This window comes from Micromonospora sp. CPCC 206061, assembly GCF_036906915.1.
GTDB lineage: Bacteria > Actinomycetota > Actinomycetes > Mycobacteriales > Micromonosporaceae > Phytohabitans.
Genome location: NZ_JBAKHX010000035.1, coordinates 68,952 through 82,327, shown reverse-complemented (window position 1 = coordinate 82,327; position 13,376 = coordinate 68,952). Strand labels below are relative to the sequence as shown.

Below are 13,376 nucleotides of genomic sequence, written 5' to 3'. Positions count from 1 at the left end.
CGCTCGCCGGCTTCCGCGCCGCGCCGGCGTGGCCGACCGCGCCGCGCCCGGTCGCGGCCGCCGCGCTGCTCCCGGAACGCGCGCTCGCGGGCGATGTCGAGGCCCGCCGCGAGCTCCGGCAGGACGTGTACGGCGGCCTCGTGCGCGCCGGGGGCGAGTTGCTCGACACGCTCGACAGCTTCTTCGCGGCCGGCGGCGTGCTGGAGGCCGCGGCGCGGTCGCTCTTCGTGCATCCCAACACCATCCGGTACAGGTTGAAGCGCATCGCCGACGTCACAGGGCTCTCGCCATTGACGCCTCGTGACGCGTTCGCGCTGCGGGTAGCGTTGACCATCGGCCGCCTGGACCGGTCCAGCAGCCCCGTGAGTTCCAACACACGCTGAACGACCATTAGGGCGCGAGCTGCGATCTTTGTAGGATCTCCACAAAGCCGCTAGTACGGATTGGTGCCTGTCGGCACACACCTGACGCACGAGTATCCAGCAGAGTCATACACGTGCTCGCCGTACTGTCACCCGGTCAGGGTGCCCAGAAGCCCGGTTTCCTCACCCCTTGGCTGGAGCTGCCGGGTGCCGAGGCCCGGCTCCGCTGGTGGTCGGCGCTGGCCGGCGTCGACCTGGTGCACCTAGGCACCGAGGCGGACGCCGACGAAATCAAGGACACCGCTCGCACCCAGCCGCTGCTTGTCGCCGCCGCGCTCCTGGCCGCCGAGCACCTGCCGATGTACGACGTCTCGGTGGTGGCCGGCCACAGCGTCGGCGAGCTGGGCGCGGCCGCGCTCGGCGGGGTGCTGACCTCCGAGGCCGCGGTCACCCTCGCCGGCGTACGAGGGCGTGAGATGGCAGCCGCCTGCGCGGTGACGCCGACGGGCATGTCCGCCCTGCTGGGCGGCGACGCCGACGAGGTTGTCGCCGGCATCGAGGCGCTCGGCTTGCACCCGGCCAACCGCAACGGCACCGGCCAGATCGTCGCGGCCGGCGCGCTCGATGGGCTTGAGAAGCTGACCGCCGAGCCGCCCGGCGGTGCCCGGGTGCGCGCGCTGCAGGTCGCCGGGGCCTTCCACACCCCGTACATGGCGCCGGCCGAGAAGGCGCTCGCGGCGGTCGCGGCCGGCATCACACCCAGCGACCCCACCAAGATCATCCTTTCGAACCTGGACGGCTCGGCCGTCAACCACGGCCGCGAGCTCGTGCAGCGGCTCGTTCGCCAGGTCACCGCGCCGGTCCGGTGGGACCTGTGCATGAGTACCCTCGCCGACCTCGGTGTCACCGCGGTGATCGAGCTGCCCCCGGCCGGCACCCTCGCCGGTCTCGTGAAGCGCGAGCTGAAGGCCACCGGCGTCCCCGAGATCGTCACCCTCAACACCCCCGCCGACCTCGCCGCGGCGCGCGACCTGATCGCGCGGCACGGCGTCGCGCCAAGCCACGAGCCGACACCGCAGTTCCGGGTCGTGGTGGCGGGCAGCGCCGGCACCTTCGAGCCGGCCGCCGGGCTCGCCGAAGGCGACGACGTCAGCGCCGGCCAGGTGATCGGCCACGTTGTGACCAGGCAGGGCGCTAACGAGGTCGCCGCGCACGACGCGGGCGTGCTGACCGAGTGGCTCGCCCACCATGACGACCCGGTGGCACCGGGCCAACCGCTCGCTCGCATCGGAGGACACCTCTAATGGCCGGTTCGCGTATCGTCTCGCTGGGTCACTACCAGCCCTCCCGGCTGGTAACCAACGACGACCTGGCCGCCATCGTCGACACCAACGACGAGTGGATCCGCGACCGCGTCGGCATCGTGACCCGGCGGGTCGCCGACAGCGAGAGCGTGGCCGACATGGCGACCTCGGCCGCCGGCAAGGCGCTGGCTGCCTCCGGGCTGACCGCCGCCGACATCGACATGGTGGTCGTGGCGACCTGCTCGGCGATCGACCGCTGTCCCAACACCGCCGCGCGGGTCGCGCACCGCCTGGGCATCGCCGCCCCGGCCGCGATGGACATCAACACCGCGTGCTCCGGCTTCTCGTACGCGCTCGCGACCGCCGACCACGCGATCCAGGCCGGTTCGTCGCGCAACGCCATCGTGATCGGCTCCGAGAAGCTCTCCGACGTGACCGATTGGACCGACCGGTCCACCTGCGTGCTCTTCGGCGACGCGGCCGGCGCGGCGGTGCTCACCGCGACCGCTGACGGCGAGGAGCCCGGCGTTGGCCCGGTCGTATGGGGGTCGGCCCCGGACCGCGGCGACGTGCTGAAGATCGAAGGCTGGCGCCCGTACATCCAGCAGGAGGGCCAGGCGGTCTTCCGCTGGGCCACGACGGCGCTCGCCCCCCTCGCCCTTGCGGCCTGCGAGCGCGCGGGCGTCGCGCCGACCGACATCGCCGCCTTCGTACCGCACCAGGCCAACACCCGGATCATCGACGGCATCGTCAAGCGGCTCAACATCCCGAACGCGGTGATCGCCAAGGACATCGTCGAGTCGGGCAACACCTCGGCGGCCAGCGTGCCGCTCGCCCTGTCGAAGCTCGTCGAGCGCCGGGAGGTGCCCTCGGGCGCGCCGGTCCTGCTCTTCGGCTTCGGTGGCGGCCTCACATACGCCGGACAGGTCATTCGCTGTCCGTAATTTCCCGGTTATGGGAAACCAACCCGACCATTGAGAGGAACCGAACCCCAATGACCCGTGACGAGATCATCGCCGGCCTCGCCGAGATTCTCGAAGAGGTTGCCGGCGTGAACCCGGACGACGTGGCCGAGGAGAAGTCGTTCACGGACGACCTGGACGTCGACTCGCTCTCCATGGTCGAGGTCGTGGTCGCGGCCGAGGAGAAGTTCGACGTCAAGATCCCCGACAACGAGGTGCAGAACCTCAAGACCGTCGGCGACGCCGTCTCCTACATCGAGAGCAACGCCTGACCCATGGCCACCACCGACGTCGTCGTCACCGGGCTCGGCGCGACTACCCCGTTGGGCGGGGACGTCGCGTCAACCTGGGAGGCAATGCTCGCCGGCCGCTCCGGGGTGGGTCCGCTCACCCAGGAGTGGGCCGCGCAGCTCCCTGTACGCATCGCGGCGCAACTGGCGGTCGACCCGTCCGAAAAGCTCGACCGGGTCAAGCTGCGCCGGCTCGACCGCTCCGAGGCGATCGCCCTCATCGCCGCACATGAGGCGTGGGCCGACGCGCGGCTGGCCGACAGCGGGCTCGACACCGAGCGGCTGGCCGTCAGCGTCGGCACCGGCATCGGCGGGGCGCAGACCCTGCTGGCGCAGGACGACATCCTGGAGGCGTCCGGGCCGCGCCGGGTCTCGCCGCACACCGTGCCGATGCTGATGCCCAACGGCCCGGCCGCGTGGGTGGGCCTGGAGCTGGGCGCCAAGGCCGGCGTCCACTCGGTCGCCAGCGCCTGCGCCACCGGCGCCGAGGCCATCTCGCTCGGGCTCGACATCATCCGGTCCGGCCGCGCCGACGTCGTGGTCGCGGGTGGCACCGAGGCGGTCGTGCACCCGCTGCCGATCGCCGGGTTCGCGTCGATGCGGGCCATGTCGACCCGCAACGACGAGCCGGAAAAGGCATCCCGCCCGTGGGACAAGGGCCGCGACGGCTTCGTGCTCGGCGAGGGCGCGGGCATCGTCGTGCTCGAGCGGGCCGACCACGCCGCCGCGCGCGGTGCCCGGATCTACGCGCGGCTCGCCGGAGCCGGCATCACCTCCGACGGGTACGACATCGTGCAGCCGCATCCCGAAGGGCTGGGCGCGACCCGGGCGATCGCGAAGGCATTGGCCGACGCGGGCGTCGCCAAGTCGGAAGTGACCCACGTGAACGCTCACGCCACGTCGACGCCGGTCGGCGACATGGCCGAGATCGCCTCGCTGCGGGCAGCGGTCGGCGAGCACCCGGTGCTCACCTCGACGAAGTCGATGACCGGTCACCTGCTCGGCGCGGCGGGCGCGGTCGAGTCGATCGCGACGATCCTCGCGGTCCGGGACGGCATCATCCCTCCGACGATCAACCTGGACGACCCCGAAGAGGGCCTCATGGAGGTCGCCGCGCACAAGGCACGCCAGCACGACATCCCCGCCGCGCTGAACAACTCCTTCGGCTTCGGTGGTCACAACGTCGCACTGCTGTTCACCCGCGTCTAGCCTTTGGAGGCTGCCGTGACCATCACGTCCACCGCCGCGGACTCGTCTACTGTGGACTACCGTGATCCCGAGGTCCGGCTGCGCGCGCTCTTCGACTCCGGCTCGCTCCGGCTGCTGACGGCTCGCGACGACTCGGGCGTGCTGTGGGCGCGCGGTGAGATCGACGGTGCGGCCGCCATCGCGTACGCCACGGACGCCACCAGGATGGGTGGCGCCATGGGCACCGAGGGCTGCCGGCACATCGTGGACGCGATCGACACGGCGGTGCGTGAGCGGGTGCCGGTGCTGGGGCTCTGGCACTCCGGCGGCGCCCGCCTCGCGGAGGGCGTGGTGGCGCTCGACGCGGTCGGCCAGGTGTTCGCGGCGATGGTGCGGGCGTCCGGCCGGGTGCCGCAGATCTCCGTGGTGCTCGGCCCGGCGGCGGGCGGCGCGGCGTACGGGCCCGCGCTGACCGACATCGTGGTCATGAGCAGCGCGGGCCGGATCTTCGTGACCGGCCCCGAGGTCGTGCGGTCGGTCACGGGCGAGCAGGTCGACATGGAGCGGCTGGGCGGCCCCGAGCCGCACGGCCGGCGCTCGGGCGTGGTGCACGTGACCACGAAGGACGACGACTCGGCGCTCATCGAGGCTCGCAAGCTGGCCGCGCTCCTCGGCCGCCAGGGCCGGCTCTCCCCCGCCGACGTGCCGGTCGGCGAGGAGGGCAGCGAGCACGACCTGGCCGCGGCGCTGCCCGCGGAGGCCAACCGGGCGTACGACGTGAAGCCGCTGGTCAAGGCGCTCCTGGACGATGCCGGGGCGGGTGGCGGGCAGGCCTCAGTCGAGCTTCACGCCAAGTGGGCGCCCAACGTCGTCACGACGCTGGGTCGCTTCGCCGGCCGCACCGTTGGCGTGATCGCCAACAACCCGCTGCGCCTCGGCGGCTGCCTCGACGCGTCCAGCGCCGAGAAGGCCGCCCGCTTCGTGCGGATGTGCGACTCCCTCGGGGTGCCGCTCGTCGTGCTGGTCGACGTGCCCGGGTACCTGCCCGGTCTCGGCCAGGAGTGGGACGGCGTGGTGCGGCGCGGCGCGAAGCTGCTGCACGCGTTCGCCGAGGCGGTGGTGCCGCGGGTCACGCTCGTGACGCGCAAGGCGTACGGCGGCGCGTACATCGCGATGAACTCGCGCTCGCTGGGCGCGACAGCCGTCTTCGCCTGGCCGAACGCCGAGGTCGCCGTCATGGGCGCCTCCGCGGCCGTCAACATCCTGCACCGCAAGAGGCTGGCCGCCACGCCGCACGAGGAGCGCGAGGCGCTGCGCACCCAGCTGATCGACGAGCAGACCCGGGTCGCGGGCGGCGTCAACCGGGCGCTGGAGATCGGCGTGGTCGACGACGTCATCAAGCCCGGCGAGACCCGCCGCCGCATCGCCGAGGCGCTGGCCGGCGCGCCGGCCGCCCGGGGCGCGCACGGCAACATCCCGCTCTAAGCTCTTCCGGGTGGAAGCCACCGAGATACGCAAGCTCGCCGCACTCGAAGACACCCACTGGTGGTACAGGGAGCGGCGGGCGCTGCTGGCACGAGCGCTGCGCCGCCTGGCGGCGGCCGGCACCCCGGCGGGCACCGCGCTCGACATCGGCGCCGCGGGTGGCGGCAACACTCGGGTACTGCGGGCGCACGGCTGGCGGCCGGTGGCGCTGGAGTACAGCCAGGAAGGCGCCGAGGTGGCCGCCGAGCGCGGTCTCGACGTGATCCGCGCCGACGCACGCAACCTGCCGCTGCCGTCGGGAGGGCTCGACCTGGTGGTGGCGTTCGACATCCTGGAGCACATCGACGAAGATCACCTGGCCGCGGGCGAGATCCACCGCACGCTGCGTCCGGGCGGCACCGCGCTGATCGCCGTGCCGTGCGACATGAAGCTGTGGTCCGCGCACGACGTCGCCGTTGGGCACGTACGCAGGTACACCCGCGAGACGCTGACCGCGGTGGTGGAAAAGGCCGGGCTGGTGGTCGAAGACCTGTGGAGCTGGAACGTACTGCTCCGCCCGGTAGCGGCCTGGCGGCGGCGCAAGTCGACCGGAAGCGACCTGAACGACATGTCCGCGCTGGTCAACACCGCGCTGACCGCGATCATCACGACGGAGCGCTACCTGCCGGTGAAGTCCCTGCCGGGCGTCTCGCTCATGCTCACAGCTCGTAGACCGTGACGCGGCCGTTCTCGTACCGCACCGTCGCCAGCCCGGACAGGAGCGGCGACTCCGGGCGGTAGGCGCTGTCGGCGACCAGCCAGCGGACGCCGCGCGCCCGCAACGCGTCGAGGTTCTCCTCGGTCGGTTCGTAGAACGCGGCGTCGTTGGCCTCGAGCAGGGCAGGATCCCAGAACGGTGCCTCGGCACCGCCGGGCGTACCCACCATGCGGGGCGCAAACGTCCATCCCTCCACCAGTACGGCGCGTTGGGCGTAGGCGCTGAGCCAGAACGTCCGTGCGTCGCAGCCCTTCAGCGACACCTGTGCACAGTGGACGTTCGTCGCGAGCACGTCGTCCGGGTCACTGTGCTCGTACACCCACCGGGCGGAAGCCACCCGCGAGGCCGGCAGGAGCGTCACCGCGTAGGCGCCGCCATTCGGATACTTGTGCGCGGCCGCCGCGTCCATGACGAGCCCCGGCGCGCCGGCGATCAAGACGCCGGTCAGCAGGAAAGCCGGCGACCGCCACACCACCATCAGCAACGCGGCCACCACGGTCAGCGCGAGCGCCCAGAAAACCAGCGGCAGCACCGGGTCGTACACGGGCGTCGGCCGGGCCCTCGCCGGCCACGCCAGCTGGATGACGGTCAGCAGCGCGCCCACCCCCACCGCGAAGGCGAGCAGCGACCACCGCCACCGGCTTACGACCTCCGCCCAGCCCCACGCCGACAGGATCACACCGAACGCGAAGCCGGCCCGAACGAAGTACTGGTTGCTGCTGCCCGGGTGCGCGAGCACGAGGTAGGTCACCGGGCCCACGACGGCGCCGGACAGCAGGAACACCTTCTCCGGGTCGGTGACCAGCCGCCGCCCCAGCGCGAAAATGCCCGCCAGCCGCAGCTGCATGTTGAGCAGGAACGCCAGCACCACCAACGGCCATGACCACGCCGGACCGGTGTACGGCTCAAGGCCGGACAGTAGCTTGACGGTCACGCCGTGGCTCTCGAACGCGAACAGCACCGCCGTCGCGAACACCTGCGCCACGATCGCCAGCCCCAGCGCCGCCGCTATCGGCCACACGATCCGGCGGCGGGTGATCAGCAGCACCAGCCCGGTCAGCCCCAGCGCGCCGGCCACGACGGGCACCGAGCTTGCCTTCGCGCCCGTCGAACCGGCCAGGAAGAGCGCGGCCAGCATCCACGTGCCGCGCTCGGAACGGGAGCGCACCACGTCGGCCAGCACCGCGATCAGCGGCAGGAGCAGCACCCAGCTGTACGTCATCGACGGGCTGCCCCACACGATGAACGTCGCCTGCGTGCCGAAGAGCTGCCGGATCCCGTTTTCGTAGCCGAACTCGCCGATCGTGAACATCAGCACCGCCGCGCCAACGCCCGCGTACGCCCGGCCGCTGATCCGCCACCCGACGACCGCGACCAGCACGATCGCCAGCGCGCACAGCGCCGGCACCGCCAGCCGCAGGAACACCGTCGGCAGGTCGACGCCGCTGACCAGACTCGCCGCGCCCATGTGCGCGAACCCGAACCAGTGGTAGTGCAGGGGCTCGCCGGCTACCTGCGGCAGCTCGGGCGGCGCCTGGTGGGTCGCCGCGCCGGCGATCGACATCTGGAACGGCAGGTCCAGGTACTGCGCCTGCCCCTCGGACGCCGGCAGGATCGGGTTGCGGCGCAGGAACGACTCCGACAGGTACAGCGTGAAGCCGGCGATCACCGCCGTGACCGACCACGCCCAGCCGGGCGGCACCACCGTGTAGCCGCGCACCCACCAGTGCCGCCGCAGCGGCCGCACCAGCGCGAACAGCACGACCACGAAGGCCGGCCACACCCACAGCCAGCCCTCCAGCCCCGCCCGCACGAACACGAACCACGCCGCCAGCTCCAGCACCAGCCCGACCGCCGCGCCGAACGCCAGGTCTTCGACGAGTGTGTGCGGTCGGCGGCGCAGCGCCCGGTACACCAGCGTGCCGGGCAGCAGGACGGCCAGCACGGCGTACGCGGTGTAGCGGCCAACGTCGAGCACCGGCGTGCCGGTGGCCAGCAGCACACCGACGACGAGCCCGTACCCGGCCACCGCCGGGGTCCAGCGCCACGGATCACGGGTGGCCACCGCCGGCTGCGCGGCAGCCGGAGAGAGCGTCACCGTCACCGCAGGGTGTCGGCCAGCTCGGCCGGGGTGTCGGTGTCGTCAGCCGTGTCACCCGCGACGAAATAGGCCGGGCGGGCCTGAACCGCCGTGTAGATCCGGGCCACGTACTCCCCCAGCAGGCCCAGGCAGAGCAGCTGCACGGCGCCCAGGAACAGCACAGCCACATACAGGGACGGCCAACCACTCACGGTGGCGCCGAGAAAGAACGCGACGACGGCCACGACGACCAGGACCCCGCACACCGCGACGCCCGCGAGGCCCAGCCAGGTCGCGAAACGCAAGGGCGCCGCGGAGAAGCTGGTCACGCTGTCGGCCGCTAGGCTCATCATCCGGGACATCGGGTACTTGGTGCGCCCGGCCGCCCGCTCGGCCCGCAGGAACTCCACCTCGCCGCTCGGGAAGCCCAGCCACGGCACGACGAGCCGCAGCACGGGTGTGCGCTCGGGCAGCTCGCGCAGCGCCTCGACGGCCGCCCGGCTCAGCAGCCGGAAGTCACCCGCGTGCGCGGGCACCTGCTTGCCGACCAGGCGACGCATGAGCCGGTAGTACAGGTCGGCCGTCCACCGTTTGAAGGGGGTGTCGACCGTGCGGTCGCCGCGCACGCCGTACACGATGTCAAGCTGGTCGGAGCGTGCGAGCCGCAGCATTTCGACAATGGTCTCCGGCGGATCCTGCAGGTCGGCGTCGATGCTGACGACGTAGGCCCCGCGGGCCCGCATCAGGCCGGCGAGCAACGCGGGCTGATGCCCACTGTTGCGCCGCAGCCGCACGACGCGCAGCTGCGGCCAGCCGCGCCGTGCCGCGTGCAGCGCGACCAGCGTGTTGTCCGTGCTGCCGTCATCGACGGCGACCACCTCATACGGCTCACCGAGCGCGTCGAGCACACCGCGCAGCCGGGTCACGAGCAGCGGCAGCACCGACTCCTCGTTGTACATCGGCACGACCACGGAGAGTGCCGGCTCGGCAGCAACCACGCGACCGACGCTACCAAAGCTAGGCCGCGCAGGAGGTGCGCGGGAGGCCGGGGACGTCGACAGGGGCGCTGCCGGCGGGTGGGGTCTTGCCAGCGAGCACGCCTGCGAGTGCGCGCATGGAGGCGGGGCTCGACGAGTACGTGGCGAGCAGGGTGGCCGACTTCGACTGGGCCAGCAGGTTCGGGGTGTCCATCGCCACCGTCACTGCCGCGCTCTTGCTGAGGTCGGCGCGCTTGTCCCCGTACCCGATGAGATGGATCTCGGCGCCGCCGCTGTCGATGACCTCGACCCCGGCGGCCTTCAGCGCCTCGACGAGCATGGCGCGTGCGCTGTCCCGGCCCTTGGCGGCGGTGACGGTGACAGGGCCGCTGATCCCCTGGCAGGTACCGCGCAGCTGGGTGATCGCGGCGGCGGCGAGTTGGTCCGCGGCGGCGGCGTGTTCGGCGCTGCCCACAGTGGACATGGCGGGGGCGGGCTTCGCGGTGAGCTCGAACTTGAGCGTCAGCACGCGGGTGGCCGCGTCGACGAGGCGTTCCCGGGGCAGGCTGCCGTCGCGCAGCCCGCCGAGCAGGCCGTCGTACGCCGCCGGCAGCTCGGGCGGCATCAGCAGCAGGTCGTTGCCGGCGTTGAGCGCGCGCACCGCGGCCTCGCCGGGCGGCCAGCGCTTGGCCGGCTCCATGTTCATGCCGTCGGTGACCACCACGCCCTTGAACCCGAGTTGGCCGCGCAGCACGTCGGTGAGCACCTTGCGGGAGAACGTTGCCGGCGTGCCGGGATCGATGGCGCGGACGTCGAGGTGGCCTGACATGACGAGCTTGGCGCCGGCGGCGATGCCGGCGCTGAACGGCGGCAGGTCGCCAGCGTCCAATGTGGCCCGATCCTGGCGCAGCTGCGGAAGGTCGGTGTGTGAGTCGCCGGTCGTGTGGCCGTGGCCGGGGAAGTGCTTGAGCGTGGCGGCGACCCCACCCTCCTGAAGACCCCGCACGGCGCCGCTAACCTGCTCGGCGACCTTCTTGGGGTCGGAACCGTAAGAGCGGGAGCCGATGACGGCGCTGCCGTCGCCGCCGAGCACGTCGGCGACGGGTGCGAAGTCCACATTGATCCCAACGGCGGCGAGCTCCGAGCCCGCGGCGCGCCAGGCCTGCTCGGTCAGCCGCGGGTCGTCGGCCGCGCCGAAGGCCATCGCGCTCGGCAGCGTCGTGACGCCCTCCTTGAGGCGGGTGACGACACCGTACTCCTGGTCGGTCCCGATGAGCATCGGCACCGACCCGGCGGGCAGTTTCGCCGCGGCCTTCTGGAGTCCGGCCGTCAGCTCGCGCACCTGCTCTGGCGAGTCCACATTGGTCGTTGTCTGGTTCTTCGACGTCGGATCGTCGGCGGAGAATCCGACCAGGATCAGACCGCCGAGGTGGTACTTGGCGACCATCTCGGCGGGCGTGTCGACGCGGGCGATCCTCCGATTGCCGGCCGCCGAGCCGGGCGAGACATCGGTGGCCGAGCTGCCGTAGGCGTACGGCATGAGCACCTGCCCGACGAGGTCTTCGTCGGAGAGCGTCGCGACGAGTTGAGCGGCGCGCTCTGCCGGCCCGCCGGTGAGGACGGGTTTCTCCTTCGCCGGCGTGCTCGGATCGGCACCGCAGGCGGTGGCCAGGGCGAGGACGGCGGCAAGTGCCAGGGGACGCAGACGCACGTCCGCTATCCCAGCAGGCCGAACAGAACCGGGCAACTCAGGACGAGATCATCCAACCCGCGTGAGCAACGTCACCGGCGCGCCGTCGCCCGCGTACCGGTAGGGCTCCAACTCGGCATCCCACGAGGTGCCGAGGGCCTTCTCCAGCGCGTGAGCGAGCGCCTCCGGGGCGCGCGCGGCCTCCATGATCGAGCGCAGCCGGTCTTCGCCGAGCTGGATGTCGCCCGCGCTGCCCATGGTCGCACGGAAGAGTCCCCGCCCCGGCACGTACATGAATCGCTCGCCGTCGACCCCCGGGCTCGGGTCCTCCGTGACCTCGAAACGAATCATGGGCCACTGCCGGAGGGCAGCAGCCAGCTCTGCGCCCGTCCCCGGCCGTCCGGTCCAACTGCACTCGGCCCGGCGAGCGCCGGCCTCGACCGGCTGGACGGTCCAGTGCAGGTTGACCGGCGCGGTGAGGACGCGCGCGATCGCCCACTCGACGTGAGGACACACGGCGAGCGGGGTCGAGTGGACGTATACGACGCCACGCGTTGGCACGGTGACCTCCCGAAGACCGAGGTGCGTCTTCCCCTACGACCTCGATCAACTAGAAGGTGCTGGACACATGATGACGCCTGTGACGGATGGTGCGCTAGAGAATCGGCAAACTGACACGAGGAATAACGCAAATGGCCGGGCGTTGTCACGGAACGCGCCCAGCTCGGGCGTCGGGTACAGTTCACTTGTCTTTTTCTGTCCTGCTGCTACCTCGTCTTGTCTGCAAGGAGTACCTCCGTGGCGAGCAACACCTCCAAGACCGCGCGCGCGTCGGTCCGCGCCGGAGCGGGCGCCCAGGGCGGGGCCCTGAGCGTGCTCGGTGAGTTCAAGTACCTCATCCCGCTCAACAAGGGCAAGCACGCATACGTGCGCAACCTGACCAACGGCAAGACCCCCCACCTGCGCACCGACTCCGAGGCGTTCGTCGAGGAGATCCGGGTGCTGGCCGGTGCCGGCCACGCCGCGAAGATCCGCGCCGAGATCAACGCGCTGGCGGCGGCGTACCCAAGCGACGGCTGGGACACCACCGAGAAGCGCCTCGTCGACGCGGGCGTCTTCGAAGCCTGATCCCCCAGCACGTTCAAGGCCCCGCGGACAGCGGGGCCTTCTTGCTGCCCACCGCACGCCGCCGGCCCGCGCGGCCCCGCCCTTGTCCGTCGATCAAGGACATCCGCAACGATCATGGGCAACCGCACATGGAAAAGTGATCAAACCACGTGCGTTTGCCCTTGATCGACCGGGAGAGGGCGCGGCCCTAGCCGCGCGCGGAGCGGAAGCCGCCCCGGCGGTCGCGGAAACGCGGGGTCAGGGGTGGAGTAGGTACCAGCCGTCTCGGGTGATGCCCTCGATTCGGTAGCCGCGGTCCAGGGCGGTCACCATCGCCTCGCGGACCGCGAAACGCCAGCGCGCCGCCAAGGCCGCGTCGGTGCCGCGCATCCGCTCCACGTCGGCCGGCACCGCCACGGCCAGCCGGCCCGGTGCCGGTATGCCCGGCACGGGAGCTTCGGCACCGGGTGCGTCGGTGCGGCCGACCAGGATCGTCGCGCCCGCCGGATCGGGATCTGGACCGTGGCCCTCGGCCGCCGCGATCGCGGCCGGTGATGCCAGCTCCCACCGGATGTACATGCGGTCGCTGGGGTCGCCCACGTTGATGCCATCGTCCATGGCCCCGTAGAAGTCGGGCAGGTACGCCGCCGCTCGTGCGCCCAGTTTGTGCAGGTTGAAGTATGCGTTGCGGCGGATCAGCGGGTCGAAGGTCCAGCACACCGCGCCCACTCCGCGCGCCAGCGTCCACGCCCGCTGGTGCAGCTTCACCGCGTATCCCACGCCGCCGCTCTGCCCGGCCGGGTCGACCCCGGTGACGTGCGAGTGCAGGTGGTCGGCGCCGAAGAAACCCACCGCCACCGCGACCAGCGTTGAGCTGCGGTAGGCGCCCACCACGTAGTTACCGGAGTGCGCGAACGCCCTCATCATGCCCGCGTTGACGATCTGGTCGGCGGAGTCTGCCCGCCAGACCCGGCGCAGCAGCTCGGCCGCCGCCTGCTGGTCGTTCAGGCTGGTCAGGTCACGGATCTCGATGCCCAGCCGGCGCTCCGCCGTGCGGGCAACACGCCAGGCCTCATCCCGCACGTCGATGCCGGTATCGACCATGCATACAGCATGCGCTCAGAAATCTCCGCCGCAAGTGTCCGGACCGGAGTATGTGTGGCCTCCTTACAAA

Annotated in this window: 13 protein-coding genes; 8 read left to right on the top strand and 5 right to left on the bottom strand. The window is 71.7% G+C overall.

Annotated features, from left to right (window positions below):
• The 7 genes from V6V89_RS22995 to V6V89_RS22965 form a co-directional block, all read left to right on the top strand.
• Positions 1–383: PucR family transcriptional regulator (locus tag V6V89_RS22995; protein WP_334621318.1), on the top strand; the 383-nt coding region annotated here is incomplete at its 5' end.
• 113 nt (positions 384–496) lie between these two features.
• Positions 497–1,666 carry an acyltransferase domain-containing protein gene (locus V6V89_RS22990; protein ID WP_334621317.1) on the top strand — a complete coding sequence of 390 codons (1,170 nt, stop codon included), beginning with the start codon at positions 497–499 and terminating at the stop codon, positions 1,664–1,666.
• Positions 1,666–2,610, top strand: a complete 945-nt coding sequence (locus tag V6V89_RS22985) for a beta-ketoacyl-ACP synthase III (protein WP_334621316.1) — start codon at positions 1,666–1,668, stop codon at positions 2,608–2,610. Before V6V89_RS22990 ends, V6V89_RS22985 begins: the two co-directional genes overlap by 1 nt.
• A gap of 50 nt (positions 2,611–2,660) precedes the next feature.
• Positions 2,661–2,900, top strand: a complete 240-nt coding sequence (locus tag V6V89_RS22980; RefSeq protein ID WP_265254092.1) for an acyl carrier protein — start codon at positions 2,661–2,663, stop codon at positions 2,898–2,900.
• Positions 2,901–2,903: 3 nt separating this feature from the next.
• Positions 2,904–4,127, top strand: a complete 1,224-nt coding sequence (fabF, locus tag V6V89_RS22975) for a beta-ketoacyl-ACP synthase II (protein WP_334621314.1) — start codon at positions 2,904–2,906, stop codon at positions 4,125–4,127.
• Between the two features lie 51 nt (positions 4,128–4,178).
• Complete coding sequence (locus tag V6V89_RS22970; RefSeq protein ID WP_442935200.1) at positions 4,179–5,591, top strand: acyl-CoA carboxylase subunit beta; 1,413 nt, start codon at positions 4,179–4,181, stop codon at positions 5,589–5,591.
• 10 nt (positions 5,592–5,601) lie between these two features.
• On the top strand, positions 5,602–6,309 hold the full coding sequence (locus V6V89_RS22965) for a class I SAM-dependent methyltransferase (protein ID WP_334621311.1): 708 nt from the start codon (positions 5,602–5,604) through the stop codon (positions 6,307–6,309).
• Here the strand turns inward: V6V89_RS22965 and V6V89_RS22960 are convergent.
• From V6V89_RS22960 to V6V89_RS22945, 4 genes are read right to left on the bottom strand one after another with little or no spacing between them, the layout of a single operon-like run.
• The gene (locus V6V89_RS22960) at positions 6,290–8,446 is read right to left on the bottom strand and encodes a hypothetical protein (RefSeq protein WP_334621310.1); all 2,157 of its coding nucleotides are present in this window, start codon (positions 8,444–8,446) and stop codon (positions 6,290–6,292) included. The two genes, V6V89_RS22965 and V6V89_RS22960, sit on opposite strands and share 20 nt — an antisense overlap.
• A gap of 2 nt (positions 8,447–8,448) precedes the next feature.
• Positions 8,449–9,426 (bottom strand): glycosyltransferase family 2 protein, encoded by a 978-nt coding sequence (locus tag V6V89_RS22955; protein ID WP_334621309.1) that lies wholly within the window; start codon positions 9,424–9,426, stop codon positions 8,449–8,451.
• Positions 9,427–9,445: 19 nt separating this feature from the next.
• Positions 9,446–11,116, bottom strand: coding sequence for a glycoside hydrolase family 3 protein (locus V6V89_RS22950; protein ID WP_334621307.1), 1,671 nt, complete (start codon positions 11,114–11,116; stop codon positions 9,446–9,448).
• Positions 11,117–11,164: 48 nt separating this feature from the next.
• The gene (locus tag V6V89_RS22945; protein WP_334621306.1) at positions 11,165–11,656 is read right to left on the bottom strand and encodes a DUF3145 domain-containing protein; all 492 of its coding nucleotides are present in this window, start codon (positions 11,654–11,656) and stop codon (positions 11,165–11,167) included.
• A gap of 237 nt (positions 11,657–11,893) precedes the next feature.
• Between V6V89_RS22945 and V6V89_RS22940 the strand changes: the two genes are divergently transcribed.
• Positions 11,894–12,223, top strand: coding sequence for a hypothetical protein (locus tag V6V89_RS22940; protein ID WP_334621305.1), 330 nt, complete (start codon positions 11,894–11,896; stop codon positions 12,221–12,223).
• A gap of 237 nt (positions 12,224–12,460) precedes the next feature.
• On the opposite strand, the gene V6V89_RS22935 is transcribed toward V6V89_RS22940, so the two are convergent.
• On the bottom strand, positions 12,461–13,306 hold the full coding sequence (locus V6V89_RS22935; protein WP_334621304.1) for a GNAT family N-acetyltransferase: 846 nt from the start codon (positions 13,304–13,306) through the stop codon (positions 12,461–12,463).
• Between the last annotated feature and the right edge of the window lie 70 nt (positions 13,307–13,376).

Excerpts from the sequence above, each read along its gene's own strand:
- V6V89_RS22985 (WP_334621316.1), top strand. The coding sequence starts at position 1,666 with ATGGCCGGTTCGCGTATCGTCTCGCTGGGTCACTACCAGCCCTCCCGG.
- V6V89_RS22980 (WP_265254092.1), top strand. The coding sequence starts at position 2,661 with ATGACCCGTGACGAGATCATCGCCGGCCTCGCCGAGATTCTCGAAGAG.
- fabF (WP_334621314.1), top strand. The coding sequence starts at position 2,904 with ATGGCCACCACCGACGTCGTCGTCACCGGGCTCGGCGCGACTACCCCG.
- V6V89_RS22935 (WP_334621304.1), bottom strand. The coding sequence starts at position 13,306 with ATGGTCGATACCGGCATCGACGTGCGGGATGAGGCCTGGCGTGTTGCC.